The organism is Vagococcus sp. AM17-17, from assembly GCF_003471765.1.
GTDB classification, from domain to species: domain Bacteria; phylum Bacillota; class Bacilli; order Lactobacillales; family Vagococcaceae; genus Vagococcus; species Vagococcus teuberi.
The window spans coordinates 1-18,401 of sequence record NZ_QRJY01000013.1; the positions used below are offsets into that span (position 1 = coordinate 1).

Sequence of the window (18,401 nt, forward strand, 5' to 3'; positions counted from 1 at the left end):
TTGTAATGTTAGTTATAGACGACTTAATTTTACCAATAAGAATGCCCCTTTTTCTATGCCTAAAATAAAAAATCGCATTGATAGAATTTAATCTATCAACAGGATTTAGTGTACAGCCATTATTTAATAATTACCTAGTCTTTGCTATATTTTTTACGACTTTTGATTTAAACTGGTATCTATGAAAATGTTTTGAAAATGGCTATAGCGAACAGATAAAGAGAGTAGGAAAAATGGATGACATTACGTTCAGGAATTGATGTGGGATCAACCACTGTAAAATTAGTCGTGATAAATGAAGAGAATGACGTTTTATTTTCCAAGTATGAGCGTCACTATTCCGATGTAAAAACTGCTGCAATTAAAATACTAAAAGAAGCAAAAGATGCTATCGGTGACCAAGAACTCACAATGAATATTACAGGTTCAGGGGGAATTGGGCTTGCCGATTTATTAAAAATTGATTTTATTCAAGAAGTCATTGCTTGTACAAAAACAGTAGAGGAAGTGATTCCAGAAACTGATGTGGCAATTGAATTAGGTGGAGAAGATGCTAAAATTACCTTTTTTGATGGTGCGATGGAACAGCGAATGAACGGAAGTTGTGCTGGGGGCACTGGGGCATTTATCGATCAGATGGCTACTCTTTTAAAAACTGATGCTAATGGTGTCAATGAGCTGGCAAAAAACTATCATACCATCTATCCAATAGCTTCAAGATGTGGGGTATTTTCCAAAACAGATGTGCAACCATTGATTAATGAAGGGGCAGCAAAAGAAGATATTGCAGCAAGTATTTTTCAAGCTGTTGTTAACCAAACAATCGCAGGGTTAGCTTCTGGACGAAAAATTAAAGGAAAAATTGCCTTTTTAGGTGGTCCTTTATACTTTATGTCAGAATTACGTCAACGATTTATCGAAACATTGGCTATTAAAGATGAAGATATCATTTTCCCGGATAATCCACAATTATTTGTGGCAATGGGAGCAGCACTTGATTCTGAAGGGGCTAAGGCTAATGTATTAAGTGATTTAATTCACTTGTTAGAAACAGAGGACATGTCAGAATTATCGACGTCTGATCGTTTAGAGCCATTATTTCAAACGCCTGAAGAATTAAACCAATTTAGAGAACGACATAATAAAGCCTCAGTTCAGAAGAAAGATTTAGCGACACATGAAGGAGCAGTCTTTTTAGGAATTGATGCAGGTTCGACTACAACAAAATTAACATTGATTGATGATGAGGGGAACCTACTTTATTCCTATTATGGCAATAATGAAGGAGAGCCTTTAGAAACAACCATTCGGATTATTAAAGACGTATATAAACAATTGCCAGAAAAAGTCTTTATTGCTAAATCTGCGATAACTGGTTATGGTGAAAAACTAATTCAACATGCTTTAAAAATTGATATTGGTGAGGTCGAAACAGTAGCTCACTATAAGTCTGCTAACTATTTTAATCCTGGTGTAGATTTTATCTTAGACATTGGTGGACAAGATATGAAGGCTATGACAATAAAAGACGGTGTATTATCATCTATCCAACTAAATGAAGCATGTTCTTCAGGCTGTGGTTCTTTTATTGAATCATTTGCAAAATCTCTTAATTATGGTGTTGAAGATTTTGCAGACATGGCACTAAAAGCGAGTCATCCAGTAGATTTAGGTTCAAAGTGTACCGTATTTATGAATTCGAAAGTGAAACAAGTTCAAAAAGAAGGAGCTTCTGTAGGGGAAATCTCTGCAGGATTATCTTATTCGGTCGTGAAAAATGCATTATACAAAGTAATTAAAGTACGAAGACCAGAAGAATTAGGAAAAAAAATCGTCTACCAAGGTGGGACTTTCTACAATGAATCTGTCCTACGAGCGTTTGAACAACTCGTTGGACGAGAAGTTGTGAGACCATCTATTGCTGGTCTTATGGGTGCGTTTGGTGTATCTTTGATTGCTTTAGAAGATTATGAATTAGGTGATGAATCAACTATTTTATCACTTGAAGAATTGGATGACTTATCTGTCAAAAAAGATCGCATGGACTGCGGTTTATGTGAAAACCACTGTATGTTAACTGTGACCTTATTTTCAGATGGCCGTCAATTTATTACGGGAAATCGTTGTGAACGTGGTGCCAGAATTAAAGTCAAAAAAGAAGATAAAAAAGAAAATTTAGTTGATTATAAATACAAACGTTTGTTTAAATACAAACCATTACGTAAAAAAGAAGTGACTCGTGGTGAAGTAGGATTACCTCGTGTTTTAAATATGTATGAAAATTACCCGTTGTGGCATACATTTTTCACTGAATTAGGATTCAGGGTGAGATTGTCACCTCGTTCAAACAAAGAGGTGTATGAAAAAGGAATTGAAACGATTCCTAGTGACACAGTGTGTTATCCAGCTAAAATTTCACATGGTCATGTTCAGTCATTAATTGATGATGGTGTACCATTAATCTTCTATCCTGGTGTCATTTTCGAAAGACAAGAGGAAAAATCAGCGGATAATCATTTTAATTGTCCAATTGTACAGAGCTATCCAGATGTTTTACGTAATAATATGGATGACATAAGAGAAGAAAAAATTGATTATCGTAATCCGTTTCTTAATCTAGCTGATCCTGATTCTGTGGCTATTGTGCTTTATGAATGTTTTAAAGACTTTGATGTCACACCTGAAGAAGTTAAACATGCGTTAATGCGCGGTTATGATGAGCTAGAAAAGTTCAAAGAAGATATCCGAGCGAAAGGTGAAGAAACACTACGTATGTTGACATTAGAAGGTGAAAAAGGAATTGTTTTAGCTGGAAGACCTTATCATATTGATCCAGAAATCAATCATGGTATTTCACAAATTATTACTCAAGAAGGGTTCCATGTCTTAACAGAAGACAGTATTTCTCACTTGGAAGAGATGGATAACTTACGAGTGGTGAATCAGTGGGTGTATCATTCTCGTTTGTATGCAGCAGCTAAAGTAGTTGGAAAGAATAAACATTTAGAAATGGTGCAACTAAATTCGTTTGGTTGTGGAATTGACGCCGTGACAACAGATCAAGTGGAAGAAATTCTAGATAAGTATGGCAAGATATTTACTGTTTTGAAGATTGATGAGGGATTAAATTTAGGTGCGATTCGTATCCGTATTCGTTCACTGAAAGCAGCAATGAAAGAGCGTGAGAAAAACAATTATCAACCAAACATTCAATTTGAAGAGCCAGAAAGAATCGTCTTTACTAAAGAAATGCGTAAAAAACATACGCTGTTATTACCCATGTTAAGTCCAATTCATCAAAGTGGATTGTTTGATATTGCACTCGAATCATCAGGATACAATGTTGTCTGCTTACCAATGATGGATAAAGAAGCCGTTAACGTGGGATTGAAATTTGTCAATAATGATGCATGTTATCCAGCGATTATCTCTATTGGGCAACTTGTTGAGGCCTTGCAAAGTGATGAGTACGATTTAGATAATGTCAGCGTTATGATGACTCAAACAGGTGGTGGGTGTCGTGCGACAAACTACATTCCACTTCTTAGAAAAGCCTTAAAAGAAGCTGGATTTGGCCAAGTCCCTGTTGTTTCAATGTCACTTGGCAATAAAGGAGTAGAGTCCAACCCAGGATTTAAGTTTACGTTACCTATGCTAAAACGTATTGCAGTGGCTGTTTTATATGGTGATTTGTTTGAGCGACTGGTTTATCGCACACGTCCATATGAAATGAATAAAGGTGAAATAGATGTCCTACATCAAGCATGGCTTAAAAAAGTAGAAAAAAATGTTCGAAATGGTTCTTTGACATTGTTTAATAAAAACATGAAACAAATTATCACAGATTTCGATACGATACCACTACATGAAACGAACAAACCTAAAGTAGGAATAGTTGGAGAAATTTTTGTTAAATACTCTCCAACAGCAAATAACGATATTGTGCGCTTACTTGAAGAAGAAGGGGCAGAAGTTGTTGTCCCAGATTTGATTGGGTTTATGAATTATTCCTTGTATAATCAAATATGGAAATATGAAAACCTTGGTATGCCGAAGAAAAATAAAACATATGCCGAATTTGCTATAAAATTGATTGAAAAAATTGAGAAACCAATGTCTAAAGCATTAAACAATTCACAACGTTTTACAGGCATTCATTCTATTAAGCAATTAGCAGAAGACGCTAGTAAAGTCTTATCAATTGGAAATCATACAGGAGAAGGTTGGTTCTTGACGGGTGAGATGATTGATCTACTTAAAACAGGTGTCAATAATATTGTGTGTATGCAACCATTCGGCTGTTTACCAAATCATGTGGTCGGTAAAGGGGTAATCAAAGAATTACGCCATCAATATCCTGGAGCTAATATCGCAGCAATTGATTACGACCCTGGCGTATCAGTAGTCAATCAATTAAATCGTATTCGTTTGATGTTAGCAACCGCTAAGAAAAATATGCAGACGAGTGTAGAAGTTTAATAGGAATACACGGAGAAGAAGATGACACAACAGCGAATAAAAAAAGTTTATTTGTTTACTATGTTTATTTTAATTATCGTCTCATTGGTTGTGAATGTGATTAATATGCCATACAAAGAGATGATTAATATGATTATTTTAGCAATATTTGCGCTAGATAGTTTTTATAGTCTATGGAAAACGGAAAATAGAAAAAACTATCTGAGACATCACTTTTTGGATTTTATTGCGATTATTCCGTTTCATCATGGATTTCGTTTGGTTAAGTTTTTTCCAATCATTATGCAAAGTATCCAGATTACGTCTTTAGGTCAACGATATTTCCTCCCAGTTTTTTTCAAGTTACGAGAAACTGGGACAGGAAAACTATTTAATATCTTTTTAATTATTTTCATCTTTTTACCCCTTCCATTATTATGGATGGAGCCTAATATAAGTAATTATGAAGATTTGATTTGGTGGGAAATGCAGACTGTTACAACAGTTGGGTATGGTGATATTGTCATTCAAACAGGTTTGGGACGATTGATTGGCGGGATTTTGATGGTCCTTGGTGTCGGCATTATTTCTGCTTTTACAAGTAGTTTGACACGTGCTATCAGCCATTCAAAAAAATCACCTTATCAAAAAACAGACGATATCATAGAAGAATTATTGCAAGAAAAATCGTTTAGTCAAGAAGATTTAGAAGTGATTGAAGCTTGGCTAGAATTAGAAAAAAAGAAACAGCAAAAATTGAATAACACAACAAAATGATAAAAAGTCTCATTTTATGTGAGGCTTTTTTTGTTTAGTATTGTGATATAATTAAAAATAAATGAAATAATTATGAGGAAGTTGAGGTGTAAAATGAGTAAAAAACAACGTGTTGTATATGCAATACTGTTTTTTCTAGTGATGACAGGAATTTTTATGATTTCTCAGCAGAAAAATAGCTATCGTCTGAAAGAATTAAATCAAGCTGAAACACTTCAAATCACGGTTGCCCTTCTAGATTATCGAAATGTGCCAAGTGATGAAGGGGGAACGCTGTATCAAAATTTATTACAACAAACATCAGTGATAGCAAGACAGTTTAACGCATTATTATTTGAAGATGAACAAAATTACATCGACACAACCATTGAATTGACTGATATTCGTGAACAAGCTAGGCAGTTGGATGGTTTTTCCGATATTACCTCCCTTCAGTTATCTAAAGAGCAGGTACAAAGAGATGAAACGTATTACAAGGCGCTAAAAGAATCAGGAAAGACCTTACCGTTGGAATCATTGACGTTTGGTAGGTTAATTATCTCTTTATTAACGATACTAGGTGTAGCATGGTTTCCATTGATATCAGTAGTTAATGCAAGATTAATCGTAGATGAAAAAGAACATGAGAGCCTGTTGAAAGGACAACCTCGAAGTTTAACCCAACGATTGGTACGTAATTTTATTAAAAAGAGTTTGATACTAGGGGGAGTGCTTGTTTTAACTATTGGTTATTTAGCTATTTTACAAAGTATTAGTGGAAGTGGATTTGGTGATTTAAGCTTGATAGAAGTCGTTTACCAAAATAAGTTTGTTATCACAACAGTGGTTAAGAAAGTTTGCTATTATATTTTATTTGGCTATTTAGTGTTTATGCTATCATTTTTAATCAGTTCAGTTTTAAATAATATCACAAAAAATAGTTATGTCACGGTGATTATTGAGTGTATGACCTATGCCTTTATTTGGTTATTTCCAACCCAACTTAAATTAGCAACAGTTCTTTCCCCATCTTTAATTATTGAAGGCACTTCATACGTTTCAATTAATCAAGGTGTGATGTATTTACTTGGTAGTATTGTGGTGTTAATCGTTATCTTTTTTATCCAACTAAAATTAAGTAGGGGAGGAAGACGCAATGATTAATTATTTGAAACAAGAAGGGCAAGATTTTTTTCATAATAAAAAAAATATCGTCTTATACTTGATTGTAGGGTTTCTTTCCTTATTTTTTGTGATAAAAGTTGAACCCAACTTTAAGATTTATGAAACAACGAATTTAAAAAAAATAGAAGCAAACTACCTAGATAAAAAGAATTTTTTAGAAACAGTGAATCTTGAAGGAGAGACACACCCAGACACTTTAAGTGCTGTTGAATCATTTCGTATGGTATTGCCAATTGAAGAAAAAAGATATGAGGCTCTAAAAAAACAAGACTTCAAAATATATGCGAAAGCAACTGCTGAATGGTATGAAGGTGGTAGTATTCTTAACCCATTGTATTACACATATGGTAATGATTTCGCGGAGTTTGAAAATTTTTATGGTAATAGAAGTATGGGGCCAAAAATGGCACAGTACGCTAAACAAACGAGTAAGTTATCGTTAAATCAGTTAAATGAAGAGACAGCTTGGCAAGTGATTTCTCGTCTAATGCACCGGATTTTACCAGTCCTTTTTTGTTTGTTAGCTATATTATTTTCGGTAGATATGATTAGTAAAGATCGTCAGCATAAGAGTTTAGTAAATGGCTACCCCTTGAGTGTATTTAAACGACTAATCGCTAAATTGATCATAACGTTTATCGGACTCTTTTTAATGATAATTCCTCTTAGTATCGGGTTTATTTGGATAGGATTACGCCGAGGATTTGGTTTATTAAGTTTACCATCAAGTTACAGTATCTTTCCAATTGATGCCGTGTCTAATTTGAATTCAACTTTTTCTAGCGAGACAATTGGTTTGTTTTTAGCGAAGAGTTTAGGTTTGATGGGATTAAGTTGTTTAGCCATTGTATTGTTCACGTTTTTAATTTCTTTTCGGCTAAAACAAGATTTTATCAATCTGGTCGTGATTGTGTTAATAACATTTTCTAGCCTATTTTATCAACGACATGGATTAGGAGACATCTACGCACTTTACTATTCACCAACAAGTTATTTATATAGTGGTGATATAGTGTCAGGATACCAAGGTTTCTTTTGGTCCACCCCGTACCTTACGACAAATCAAGGATACCTTGTCGTTGGAGTGACAGTATTGTTGTTGATTCTATTATTTAAATTAAGTACCGTAAAAAAACGTCAACTATAAGGAGAAGTCTATGATTAAATTAGAGAATATTAGTTTTTCATACAAAAATAAACTAGTTTTAAAGGATATTACTGAAGACTTTCATGCGGGCGAAATTGTGGGATTAGTAGCACCTAATGGAACAGGGAAAAGTACCTTGTTAAATGTGTTAATGAATTATGAAACACCACAAAAAGGTCAACTAATCATTGATAAAAAAGGAACTTACAAATCAGCTAGAAAGCAAATCAAATTGTATAAAAAAATAAGTATGATGCCAGACCAGCAAGATTTGTATAATCATAAAACTGGTTTAGAGCATTTAATGATGTATAAAAAGATTTGGAAATCTAAAATTCCAGTTAAAGAGTTAATTAATGAGCTAAATATGGCACATTATATTAATGATTTAGTCGGTAACTATTCATTAGGTATGAGACAAAGACTATGTTTTGCTATGCAAATAGCAGCTGATACGAAAATTATGCTAATGGATGAAGTAATGAATGGACTAGATCCAACAAACGTGACACTTATTTCAACCATTATGGCGAAAAAAAGAGACGAAGGAAAATTAATCATTATAGCGTCTCATCTGTTGGATAACTTGGAGCAGTATGCAGATCGTATTTTCTTTCTATCAAATGGTCAATTAGAATTATTTTTCGACCGGAAAATTGGAACCAAAGACCAAACAAGGTATCTAAAAATAAATGAAGCTGATTGTCGTTTTTTATCAGAAGACATCATAGAAAGAGGTCAATTATTAGCGGAAGGATTATTTTTACTACCATTAGATAATGGTGATGAGAAAGAATTATTCCTTAATCTACCTTTAGAAAAAATGAGTAGTGTGACGGTTTCAAGGCTCTCTTTAAAGGAAGCCTACGATATAAAATTTGGGTTAAATAAAAAAGATTAACCTGTAAAGAAAAAACACTTTACAAGACCCTTTAAAACTGATAAACTAATCTTTGTGATTAAAACAAATCAAAAATTTTTGGAGGTGCCTTAATAATGGCAGTTAAAATTCGTTTAAAACGTATGGGTTCTAAAAAGAAACCTTTTTATCGTATGGTAGTAGCAGATTCTCGTTCACCTCGTGATGGACGTTACATCGAAGTAGTGGGAACTTACAACCCATTAACAGAGCCAGCTCAAGTAAAAGTTGAAGAAGACTTAATCTTAGACTGGTTATCAAAAGGAGCTCAACCTTCTGATACAGTACGTAACATTTTATCTCGTGAAGGAATCATGAAAAAACATCACGAAGCTAAATATACTAAAAAATAAGGTGGGCTTATGAATGACTGATGTAAAAGATTTGGTATTAACCATTGTCCGTCCGTTAGTTAGTCAACCCGATTTAGTTCGCCTAGATGTAGAAGAATCTGAGGAATTTATGGAGTACAATTTAAAAGTAGCTTCAGAAGATATCGGTCGTATCATTGGAAAACAAGGTCGTGTGGCGAAAGCAATTCGTACAATTGTTTACAGTGTTCGTACGGATCATTCTAAGAGAATTCGTTTAAACATTCTAGATGACAATAATTAAAAAGCAAGTGTTAGAGTTAATCTAACGCTTGCTTTTTTGTTATCTATAAGCAGTAAATCCTTTACCAACAACCTCATGAGCACTTGTAACCACGACAAATGCTTCTTCGTCGATATCTAGTATTGCTTGTTTTAGTGCGATAAATTGATTTTCCTGAATAACGACCATAATCATTTTCTTCTCTTCAAGATTTAAGCCACCTTCAATAGAAATAAGAGTAGCCCCTAAGTCTAAATCAGAAATAATCTGTTCTCGAATTTTTTTATAGTTATTAGAAATAATCATGACATTTTTAGATGATTCAGGACCAACTTGAACGGTATCAACCATACGACTAGTTAAATACAATGCAATAAGAGCAAACAAAACCGCCTGCACATCAAACACAAAAAGGGCACTTAGAATAACTAATCCATCACAAATTCCTAAAATAATTCCTAATTTAATTGGAATGTATTTTTGGACAATCAATGCAATTAAGGCTGTTCCTCCAGTTGAGCCTTTTCCTAAAAAGACTAAACCTACCCCAAGACCAACTGTAATCCCACCAAAAATAGCAGCTAAAATAGGCTCAATAGAACTTAGAGCCACACCGTGTAGTAATGACACAAATAATGGCACAAGAAAACTACCTAAAATACTTTTGAAAAAAACTTCTTTCCCTAATAAAAAGAAAGATAGTGTCAGCAACACAAAGTTAACTGAAAATAACACAATACTGGGTGTTAAATGAAGTGTCTCGTATAAAATAATGGTTAATCCATTGATTCCTCCAGAAACGATTCGATTGGGCAATAAAAAAGCATTGAAACCAAATGCGACAAAAAGTGTTCCAATGACAATAAATAAGGTATCACTAAAGCGTGTCCCCATCTTTTTTTGTAAAGTTTGTACCATATTGACTCCTCCTTGAAAATATATCGTAACTTATTTCAGAAATTTTTTAAAGTAGTTTTGCATTAATTTGTGAATGAACATTCTAATAAAACCTATTAATTGCCTATTGATTTTATATATGACGTATTATATAATCATTAACAGGTACTAATTAAAGTTAATTGGAGGAATTAGTGTGTTAAAACAAGTATATCAATTTGATGAAGGTAATGCAGATATGAAAAACTTATTAGGTGGTAAAGGAGCAAACTTGGCAGAGATGACACGCTTAGGCTTGCCAGTTCCACCAGGCTTTACTATTACGACCGAAGCATGTATGTCGTTTTTAAATACAACAAAAGAATTATCAGATGAATTAAAAAAAGAAATAGATGAACATTTGAGTTTATTAGAAAAGAAAACCAATAAATCATTTGAAGGTGATAATGATTTATTGCTTGTTTCTGTTCGTAGTGGAGCAAAATTCTCAATGCCGGGTATGATGGATACGATTTTAAACCTGGGATTAAATGATGAAACAGTAGAACAACTTGCTTCATTAACAGAGGACGAAGCATTTGCCTACGATTGTTACCGACGTTTGTTACAAATGTTTGGAAACGTTGTCTTTGGGATTGATATGCAGTATTTTGAAAACTATTTAACATTTTACAAACAAAAACACGGCGTTAAACTAGATAGTGAGTTGACAGGTGAAAATTTAAAACAAATTGTAACTGAATTTAAACGTATTATTTTGGAAATTAAAAAGAAACCGTTTCCACAATCTGCGAAAGAACAACTACATTTAGCGATTGAAGCAGTATTTCATTCTTGGAACAATGAGAGAGCTCATATTTACCGCGAGTTAAACCATATTCCAGATGATATTGGAACAGCTGTTAACATTCAATTAATGGTCTTTGGAAATAGTGGAGATACCAGTGGGACAGGTGTAGCTTTTACAAGAAATCCAGCGACAGGTGAAAATAAATTATTTGGTGAGTACTTAATCAATGCTCAAGGTGAAGATGTTGTAGCAGGTATTCGTACGCCAGAGCCAATCGAAAAATTAAAAAATGATCTACCTGAAGTTTATGAGGAATTTGCTCGTCTAGCACATTTGTTAGAACAACATTATCGTGACATGCAAGATATCGAGTTTACTGTGGAAAAAGGGAAATTGTATATTTTACAAACACGAAATGGAAAACGAACAGCACAAGCAAGTGTGAAAATTGCCGTTGATTTGGTCGAAGAAGGATTAATTCAAGAAGAAGATGCTTTACTGACATTAAATCCTGATATGATTAGTCATTTACTTCATCCAGAGTTTTCAAAAGTAGCCTTAGAAGAAGCAGTAAAAGTATCTGACGTTGGGTTACCAGCAAGTCCTGGCTCGGCTGTTGGGAAAGTTTGTTTTGATGCAGCAAGAGCTAAAGAATGGGCAGCACAAGGTGAAAAAGTTATTCTAATGCGACAAGAAACGTCTCCTGAGGATATCGAGGGAATGGTAGCGAGTGAGGCGATTGTAACAAGTCGTGGCGGTATGACATCTCACGCGGCAGTTGTCGCTCGTGGTATGGGAACATGTTGTGTCGCTGGATGTAGTGAGTTAGAAATTGATGACTTTTTAAAACGCGTGGTGTATCTAGGTGGTCAATTAAATGAAGGTGATGTGATTTCAGTTGATGGATCTAATGGTATTATTTACCTAGGTGAATTAGAAGTTGAAGTAACAGGAACCTCTCATTATTTTGATACGATTATGGCTTGGGCGAAAAAACATGCTCGTCTTGATGTAAGAATGAATGCTGAAACAGTAAGTGATATCACAACAGGACTGTACTTTGGTGCAGATGGTATCGGATTAATTCGTACAGAGCATATGTTTTTCGGTGCAGAACGTTTGATTCAAATGAGACGATTCATTCTATCAAATAGCTATATTGAACGTGAAAAAGCATTAAAAGTTATCTTAGATTATCAAATGGAAGATTTTAAAGAAATCTTTTCGACGTTAAATGAGTTACCAGGTGTGATTCGTTTACTAGACCCACCATTGCATGAATTTATGCCAACAAAAGAAGAAGACATCATTCATTTAGCTCAAGAGATGAATGTTAGCAAAAATGAAATTGAACGTCGTTTGAAAGAATTACATGAAGTGAACCCAATGCTTGGACATCGTGGGTGTCGTTTAGGTATGACATATCCTGAACTTTATATTATGCAAAGTGAAGCGATTATTCGAAGTGCTATTGCGATGAAACGTGAAACTGGTTTAGACGTAACACCTGAAATTATGATACCATTAGTAGGAACAACAAAAGAGTTAAGTGAACTAAAAGAAAAAATTGAATTGTATCTAGATGCCTTGATGGAAGAAGAAGATATTAATGTCTTTTACCGCATTGGGACAATGATTGAACTTCCTAGAGCCTGTTTAATTGCTGACCAACTTGCTACAACTGCGGATTTCTTTAGTTTTGGAACAAATGACTTAACGCAAATGACGTTTGGTTTTTCAAGAGATGATGCAGCAAAATATATTAATGAATACGTTTCAAAAGGCGTGTTACCAGTTGATCCATTCCAAACAATTGATAAAGATGGTGTGGGAGAATTAATTAAGACAGCCGTTGAAAAGGGTCGTTCAACAACACCAAATATAAAAATTGGTGTTTGTGGTGAATTAGGTGGCGACCCAACGTCAATCGAATTTTTTGATGACATTAACTTAGATTATGTGTCATGTTCACCATACAGAATTCCGATTGCTTATATTGCAGCAGCTCAAAGTACCATCCGTCGTGCGTCTAATAACGAATAAAAGAGGTGTCTTTGTGGAACTAAGCGAGCGACAAAAAAAGATTATCGAGATTGTCAAAACGAATGAGCCGATTAGTGGAGATAAAATCGCAGAACAATTAGGATTAACTAAACCAACATTAAGAAGTGATTTAGCTGTTTTAACGATGACTGGTATTCTTGATGCCAGACCAAAAGTAGGCTATATCTATTCAGGATTACCATTTGATCCATTATTACAGGAGCATTTATTTGATGTTCAAGTGGATGAGGTTATGTCAAATCCTGTCATTATCTATCCTCATACAACAATTAAAGATGCTACCACATCCCTATTTATGTATGATTGTGGGTCACTTTATGTCATTGATGAAGAATCAAAGGACTTAATCGGTTTAGTATCACGAAAAGATTTATTACGAAGCTTGTTAAATAATCAAGATTTAGATTTAGCAATTGCGATTATTATGACTCGTATGCCTAATTTGGTAGTTACTTACCCAGATATGACCATTTTAGAGGCAGGTAGTTTATTGAGCGCCCATGAAATTGATTCACTACCCGTATTAAGTCGAGAAACCAATCAAGTCGTTGGTAAATTATCAAAAACAAAAGTGGTGCAGCACTTTATTAAGTTAGGGAGAGAACTAAAACATGAACAACTTTAGAGAGAGTAAATTTAAACAATTACAACTATTTGTTATATCAGATTCAATTGGAGAAACAGCTCAGCGCATTATAAATGCCGTATTAGCACAGTTTCCAAAACTTGAAAACTATGACATTAAAAAGTTTCCCTTTGTGGATTCAAAAGAAGTGTTAATGCAAATATTAGCTGATGCTTTAAATGAAAAAGCGATTGTGGTGACAACACTAGTTGATAGTGAATTAAATAAAGTCTGTGCTGATTTTGCTAAAAGTACAGGACTTGAATATGTTGATTACATGACAGAATTAATGACGAAAGTGTCACACAGAACACATATGGAACCAACTCATGAGAGTGGCTCACTTTATTTAATGGATCAGGAGTATTTCAAACGAATTGAAGCCATTGAATTTGCTGTGAGATATGATGATGGAAAAGATCCAAAAGGGTTTAGAAAGGCAGACTTAGTGATTTTGGGTATTTCACGTACATCAAAAACACCACTGAGCATGTATTTAGCCAATCGTTCGGTCAAAGTCGCAAACTTACCATTGATACCAGAAGTACCAATTCCAAAAGAATTATTCCAATTGAACAATGTGCCAGTGATAGGCTTAACAGCTAGCCCAGAGTATATCATGCGTGTGAGACAATCACGTCTAGATTCACTTGGATTAAACGGTAGCTCATCTTATGTGGCACTTGATAGAATCAAAGAAGAGTTAAATTTTGCACACGAATTGTACGAATCATTAGGTGCGATTGTCATCAATGTTGAAAATCGTTCAATTGAGGAATCTGCTCAACTAATTGAAGAAGCATATAAAAATCAATAAAAATAAGCGATACGTGTCAATGCGTATCGCTTTTTCTATATAAAGGATTCAATTTCTTTGTTCACTATTAGGGGACGAGTTCTTAAAATCGAGTGGCCGGTTTTATTTAATACAATTAACTTCGCTTGTTTTAGAGAATCAATAAAAGGCGTGACTTTTTTTAGTTCAATGATGTCTCGATCACCAAAAATAAATAAAATCGGCATTTTTAACTTCTCACGATAATTTGAGGTGAGAGGTAAGTTTTTCATGGCTAAACGTAATACCCTAGACCCTTTTTTTAATCTTAGTAACTGTTCACTAACGACATGCAGTGATTTATAGAGAAGTTGCTTGCTCTTTTTTAGTTGGTCAAAACGAATATTAGGGGAAATTAATACCATTTTTGACACACGTTCTGGGTAATAATTGGCAAATGATAGGGCAATGTTTGCACCATCGCTAAATCCTACCATAATGGTTTGTTCAATTTGCTCATTTTCCAAAATGGCTAGTACATCATCAAAAATGGCTTGGAAATCAAGTTGTTCACTTTGATTTGTTGAGTGGCCATGATCTCTTGTATCCATCAAAATAAGTAAATGATCTTTTTGAAAGACATCAACTTGTTTTTGAAAAGCTTGATGTGAGCCACTATTTCCATGGATAAAGAACATGGGTGTCCCTTGACCTAACACTTTGTAAAAAATATGGCTTCCATCAGTTGATGAGACGATTTTTTCCATAAGATTTTCCCCCAGTAATGACTTAAGATTTTAGTTCATAAATTTTCGATGGTCGGCCAACACCCGTTGCACGCTCACCAATTTCATTAAAATAAGGGAGCATGGCTTTTTTGTAGTTTGAGTGGTCGATATCTTTAAAGCTCACACCTAAAAATTTGGCATAAACTCTTCTTGCTTCACTTATTGTAAAATCATTTCCTAAAACACGCAAGACTTGAGGCTCGTGATACATTTTATTGCACACACGGTTAAAGGCTTTAATAATAATTTTTGCATGGTCAAAGGCTAGAGAATCTTCACCAATTGACTCACCAGTTGTAAGGTTTAAACAAATCGTCGCATCTGAATGATTGGTTAGTTGTAGCAACTCGCCTTCACGTGTTAAATCAAACCATGATGCTTGTGCGGCTTCATCTCCTGCATCTAACGGTTCTTCACCAATAAACGCTAAGTAACTGACAGTAATAACCCAACCACGAGGGTCACGTCCAGGTGTGCTAAATGTATGGAGTTGTTCTACATGTTCTCGTGTTATTTCAACGTTTGTTTCTTCTTTTGTTTCTCTAATGCAACTATCAGCAGTTGCTTCTCCAGGTGTGACAAATCCACCAGGCAAAGCCCATGAGTCTTTAAAAGGATGGGTATTACGTTTTATTAGTAATACTTTTAGTGCATCTTGTTCTTTGTTATAACAAAATAAAACATTATCCACGGTAACAGATGGCATATCTTGTGTAGGAAAATGTTGTTTTTTGTACCAATTTAAATATTCTTCTTCATTAACTTGCGTTTCGTAGTAGTGTTGTTCTGTTGTTTTTTTGTCGAAAGTCGACATATATAACTACCTCTCTTTTCAAACTTACTAATCTTTCTCTATTTTATCAGATAAAAGTGATTTTTAAACCCATTAAGAGTCGAAATAGGTAAAAAATACATTAAAAAAATGAGCAAAACACTTTCTTTTTTATAGGGTAGGGGGTATATTGAGTTTGTAAGACACAAAACTCTAGGAGGTATATATGTTTTTATTTAAAAAAGTACCAAGCATTACAGCACAAGAATTACAGGAAAAAATGAAAAAACCGATTGAATTAATAGATGTGAGAAGTCCGGAAGAATTTGCGCAAGGGCATATTCCAAAAGCAAAAAATGTTCCTCTAGATAAAATACAATCCTATAAACCAAAAGGAAAAGAAGTTTATGTTGTGTGCGCTTCAGGACCAAGAAGTAAACGTGCGACACAATACTTAGTAGATAAAAAATACGATGCCTATAATATTGAAGGTGGCATGATGATGTGGAATGGAACATTGAAAGTGGGGTATAAATAATTATGAGAACAATTATCGTAGGTGGCGTTGCAGGTGGGATGTCTGCGGCAACAAGATTAAGACGTTTAGATGAAGAGATGGACATCGTGATTATTGAAAAAGGGCCATATGTATCATTTGCGAACTGTGGGTTACCTTATTATGTATCAGGCGAAATCAGCAATCGTGATGACTTATTGGTTCAAACACCTGAAAAATTAAAAGCTAGATTTAATTTGGATGTAAAAGTTGAAACAGAAGTGATTTCTGTTGACGCGGATAAAAAAGAAGTGACATTATCACATAACGGTAAAACAGAAGTAATGAGCTATGATAAATTAGTTCTATCACCAGGAGCAAAACCTTTTATTCCGCCTTTAGATGGCATTAATGACGCAACAAACTTATTCACATTAAGAAATGTCCCTGATGTTGACAACGTGATGAACTATTTAGACAATCACAAACCTAAAAAAGCTGTGGTTATTGGGGCAGGATTTATTGGCTTAGAGATGGCAGAAAATTTAGTTCATCGTGGGTTAGAAGTGACAATTATTGAGATGGCACCACATGTTTTACCAACAGTTGATGCTGAAATGGCATCTTTTATCACAAACGAGTTACGTGCTAAAGGTGTGCACGTATTGACTAGCCAAGGTGTTGTGGCAATGGAAAATAACGGTCAAACACTTGTCTTAAACACAGGTGAAAAAATAGAAACTGATTTAGTTTTAATGTCTGTTGGGGTTCGACCTGAAAATGGACTAGCTGAATCTGCTGGCATTGATTTGGGTATGCGTGGGGGTATCTTAGTTGATGATTCTTATGAAACAAGTGTTAAAGATATCTATGCAGTAGGTGACGCAATTATTGTAAAAAATCAAATTAACAATGAAGATGCGATGATTGCCCTTGCTTCACCAGCCAATCGTCAAGGCCGTCAAGTAGCTGACGTGATTGCTGGTATGCCACGTAAAAATAAAGGAAGTATCGGAACAGCGATAGTTCGAGTGTTTGAACAAACGATTGCTTCAACAGGTTTAACAGAAAAACAAGTAAAAGATTTAGGCTATGACTATCATGTGGTTCATGTAGATGGAAAAAATCATGCAGGGTACTATCCTGGTGCTAGCATGATTTTCTTAAAGTTGATATTTAATCCAACAACAGGTAAAATCTATGGTGCACAGGCTGTAGGTAAAGACGGTGCTGATAAGCGTATTGATGTGTTAGCTACTGCAATTAAAGGTGGGTTGACTGTTGAAGATTTACCGGAATTAGAATTAACTTACGCACCACCATTTGGCTCAGCAAAAGATATTGTGAATATGGTTGGTTATGCTGCGTTAAACATTATCGAAGGATTAGCCGAAAATATCCAATTATCTGAATTAGAACAGGCCAGAGAAAATGGAGCAGTATTAGTTGACGTACGTGCACCAGAAGAATTTGAACAAGGGACGATTGAAGGGTTTATTAATCTACCACTAAATGAGATTCGTCAACGTGCAAATGAATTACCAAAAGACAAAGAAATCATTTTAAGTTGTCAAAGTGGACAAAGAAGCTATGTGGCACAACGTATGTTAACGCAAATGGGCTACGATGTGAAAAACTTGGACGGATCATATCTACTTTATAAGGCGATTAACGGAATTTCATAAACAATAAGGAGTGGTCACAATGGAAGACACAAAAAGAAAAGTTAGTAATCGTTTGAAGCGTTCGGAGGGACAAATTAGGGGAGTTCTTAAAATGTTAGATGAGGACAAAAGTTGTCGTGATATTGTGGTCCAATTATCTGCTATCCGCTCAAGTATCGATAGAGCAATTGGCGTCGTCGTGGCTGAAAACTTGATTGATTGTATTGAAGAAGAATCAATCACTCAAGAAGACCGTGATGAAAAAATCAAAGAAGCAATTGATTTAGTCATAAAAAAATAAAAGAATGAACCAGCTATTTGTTTAGACAAGTAGTTGGTTTTTTTATATTTAAATCCCTATAAAAAAGTATTTAATGAGATTTTTTTCATAAATAGTCTATCATTTTTTGATATTTGTAGCTAAATAGAAAATGAATGTGCTATCATAATTTGGGGTATGTAAACAACATG

The 18,401-nt window shown here is 34.6% G+C and carries 16 protein-coding genes; 13 read left to right on the forward strand and 3 right to left on the reverse strand.

Annotated features, from left to right (window positions below):
* The first annotated feature begins 237 nt into the window (after positions 1–237).
* From DW196_RS09630 to DW196_RS09660, 7 genes are all read left to right on the forward strand, one after another.
* Positions 238–4,479, forward strand: coding sequence for a 2-hydroxyacyl-CoA dehydratase (locus tag DW196_RS09630; protein ID WP_118251115.1), 4,242 nt, complete (start codon positions 238–240; stop codon positions 4,477–4,479).
* A gap of 21 nt (positions 4,480–4,500) precedes the next feature.
* Complete coding sequence (locus tag DW196_RS09635) at positions 4,501–5,235, forward strand: potassium channel family protein (RefSeq protein ID WP_118251116.1); 735 nt, start codon at positions 4,501–4,503, stop codon at positions 5,233–5,235.
* Positions 5,236–5,328: 93 nt separating this feature from the next.
* Positions 5,329–6,378: a hypothetical protein gene (locus DW196_RS09640; RefSeq protein WP_118251117.1), complete on the forward strand. Its 1,050-nt coding sequence runs from the start codon at positions 5,329–5,331 to the stop codon at positions 6,376–6,378.
* Entirely contained in the window at positions 6,371–7,546 is a 1,176-nt protein-coding gene (locus DW196_RS09645; protein WP_118251118.1) for an ABC transporter permease subunit, read from the forward strand. Before DW196_RS09640 ends, DW196_RS09645 begins: the two co-directional genes overlap by 8 nt.
* 10 nt (positions 7,547–7,556) lie before the next feature.
* Entirely contained in the window at positions 7,557–8,447 is an 891-nt protein-coding gene (locus DW196_RS09650; RefSeq protein WP_118251119.1) for an ATP-binding cassette domain-containing protein, read from the forward strand.
* Between the two features lie 95 nt (positions 8,448–8,542).
* Entirely contained in the window at positions 8,543–8,818 is a 276-nt protein-coding gene (gene rpsP, locus DW196_RS09655) for a 30S ribosomal protein S16 (protein WP_071456647.1), read from the forward strand.
* Positions 8,819–8,831: 13 nt separating this feature from the next.
* Positions 8,832–9,080 carry a KH domain-containing protein gene (locus DW196_RS09660; protein ID WP_071456648.1) on the forward strand — a complete coding sequence of 83 codons (249 nt, stop codon included), beginning with the start codon at positions 8,832–8,834 and terminating at the stop codon, positions 9,078–9,080.
* Between the two features lie 39 nt (positions 9,081–9,119).
* Here the strand turns inward: DW196_RS09660 and DW196_RS09665 are convergent, their stop codons facing one another.
* Positions 9,120–9,977: a YitT family protein gene (locus DW196_RS09665; RefSeq protein WP_071456649.1), complete on the reverse strand. Its 858-nt coding sequence runs from the start codon at positions 9,975–9,977 to the stop codon at positions 9,120–9,122.
* A gap of 175 nt (positions 9,978–10,152) precedes the next feature.
* On the opposite strand from DW196_RS09665, the gene ppdK reads away from it, so the two are divergent.
* Genes ppdK through DW196_RS09680 form a run of 3 tightly spaced genes read left to right on the forward strand, consistent with a single transcriptional unit; the run spans position 10,153 to position 14,252 of the window.
* The gene (ppdK, locus tag DW196_RS09670; protein WP_118251120.1) at positions 10,153–12,789 is read left to right on the forward strand and encodes a pyruvate, phosphate dikinase; all 2,637 of its coding nucleotides are present in this window, start codon (positions 10,153–10,155) and stop codon (positions 12,787–12,789) included.
* Between the two features lie 13 nt (positions 12,790–12,802).
* Positions 12,803–13,435, forward strand: a complete 633-nt coding sequence (locus tag DW196_RS09675; RefSeq protein WP_079345118.1) for a helix-turn-helix transcriptional regulator — start codon at positions 12,803–12,805, stop codon at positions 13,433–13,435.
* Positions 13,422–14,252: a pyruvate, water dikinase regulatory protein gene (locus DW196_RS09680; protein WP_118251121.1), complete on the forward strand. Its 831-nt coding sequence runs from the start codon at positions 13,422–13,424 to the stop codon at positions 14,250–14,252. Before DW196_RS09675 ends, DW196_RS09680 begins: the two co-directional genes overlap by 14 nt.
* Before the next feature lie 35 nt (positions 14,253–14,287).
* Here the strand turns inward: DW196_RS09680 and DW196_RS09685 are convergent, their stop codons facing one another.
* Both DW196_RS09685 and DW196_RS09690 read right to left on the reverse strand, forming a co-directional pair.
* Entirely contained in the window at positions 14,288–14,977 is a 690-nt protein-coding gene (locus DW196_RS09685; RefSeq protein WP_118251122.1) for an alpha/beta fold hydrolase, read from the reverse strand.
* Between the two features lie 22 nt (positions 14,978–14,999).
* Complete coding sequence (locus DW196_RS09690; protein ID WP_118251123.1) at positions 15,000–15,812, reverse strand: NUDIX domain-containing protein; 813 nt, start codon at positions 15,810–15,812, stop codon at positions 15,000–15,002.
* A gap of 184 nt (positions 15,813–15,996) precedes the next feature.
* Here DW196_RS09690 and DW196_RS09695 point away from each other — a divergent pair, with 184 nt between their 5' ends.
* Genes DW196_RS09695 through DW196_RS09705 form a run of 3 tightly spaced genes read left to right on the forward strand, consistent with a single transcriptional unit; the run spans position 15,997 to position 18,231 of the window.
* Positions 15,997–16,308, forward strand: a complete 312-nt coding sequence (locus DW196_RS09695; protein WP_118251124.1) for a rhodanese-like domain-containing protein — start codon at positions 15,997–15,999, stop codon at positions 16,306–16,308.
* Between the two features lie 2 nt (positions 16,309–16,310).
* Positions 16,311–17,951, forward strand: coding sequence for an FAD-dependent oxidoreductase (locus DW196_RS09700; protein WP_118251125.1), 1,641 nt, complete (start codon positions 16,311–16,313; stop codon positions 17,949–17,951).
* Between the two features lie 19 nt (positions 17,952–17,970).
* Positions 17,971–18,231: a metal-sensitive transcriptional regulator gene (locus DW196_RS09705; RefSeq protein ID WP_071456657.1), complete on the forward strand. Its 261-nt coding sequence runs from the start codon at positions 17,971–17,973 to the stop codon at positions 18,229–18,231.
* Positions 18,232–18,401 lie beyond the last annotated feature (170 nt).

What these genes read in the sequence shown, in the direction of transcription:
- DW196_RS09630 (WP_118251115.1), top strand. Translation starts at nt 238, where the DNA reads ATGACATTACGTTCAGGAATTGATGTGGGATCAACCACTGTAAAATTA.
- DW196_RS09635 (WP_118251116.1), top strand. Translation starts at nt 4,501, where the DNA reads ATGACACAACAGCGAATAAAAAAAGTTTATTTGTTTACTATGTTTATT.
- DW196_RS09640 (WP_118251117.1), top strand. Translation starts at nt 5,329, where the DNA reads ATGAGTAAAAAACAACGTGTTGTATATGCAATACTGTTTTTTCTAGTG.
- DW196_RS09645 (WP_118251118.1), top strand. Translation starts at nt 6,371, where the DNA reads ATGATTAATTATTTGAAACAAGAAGGGCAAGATTTTTTTCATAATAAA.
- DW196_RS09650 (WP_118251119.1), top strand. Translation starts at nt 7,557, where the DNA reads ATGATTAAATTAGAGAATATTAGTTTTTCATACAAAAATAAACTAGTT.
- rpsP (WP_071456647.1), top strand. Translation starts at nt 8,543, where the DNA reads ATGGCAGTTAAAATTCGTTTAAAACGTATGGGTTCTAAAAAGAAACCT.
- DW196_RS09660 (WP_071456648.1), top strand. Translation starts at nt 8,832, where the DNA reads ATGACTGATGTAAAAGATTTGGTATTAACCATTGTCCGTCCGTTAGTT.
- DW196_RS09665 (WP_071456649.1), bottom strand. Translation starts at nt 9,977, where the DNA reads ATGGTACAAACTTTACAAAAAAAGATGGGGACACGCTTTAGTGATACC.
- DW196_RS09680 (WP_118251121.1), top strand. Translation starts at nt 13,422, where the DNA reads ATGAACAACTTTAGAGAGAGTAAATTTAAACAATTACAACTATTTGTT.
- DW196_RS09685 (WP_118251122.1), bottom strand. Translation starts at nt 14,977, where the DNA reads ATGGAAAAAATCGTCTCATCAACTGATGGAAGCCATATTTTTTACAAA.
- DW196_RS09690 (WP_118251123.1), bottom strand. Translation starts at nt 15,812, where the DNA reads ATGTCGACTTTCGACAAAAAAACAACAGAACAACACTACTACGAAACG.
- DW196_RS09695 (WP_118251124.1), top strand. Translation starts at nt 15,997, where the DNA reads ATGTTTTTATTTAAAAAAGTACCAAGCATTACAGCACAAGAATTACAG.
- DW196_RS09700 (WP_118251125.1), top strand. Translation starts at nt 16,311, where the DNA reads ATGAGAACAATTATCGTAGGTGGCGTTGCAGGTGGGATGTCTGCGGCA.
- DW196_RS09705 (WP_071456657.1), top strand. Translation starts at nt 17,971, where the DNA reads ATGGAAGACACAAAAAGAAAAGTTAGTAATCGTTTGAAGCGTTCGGAG.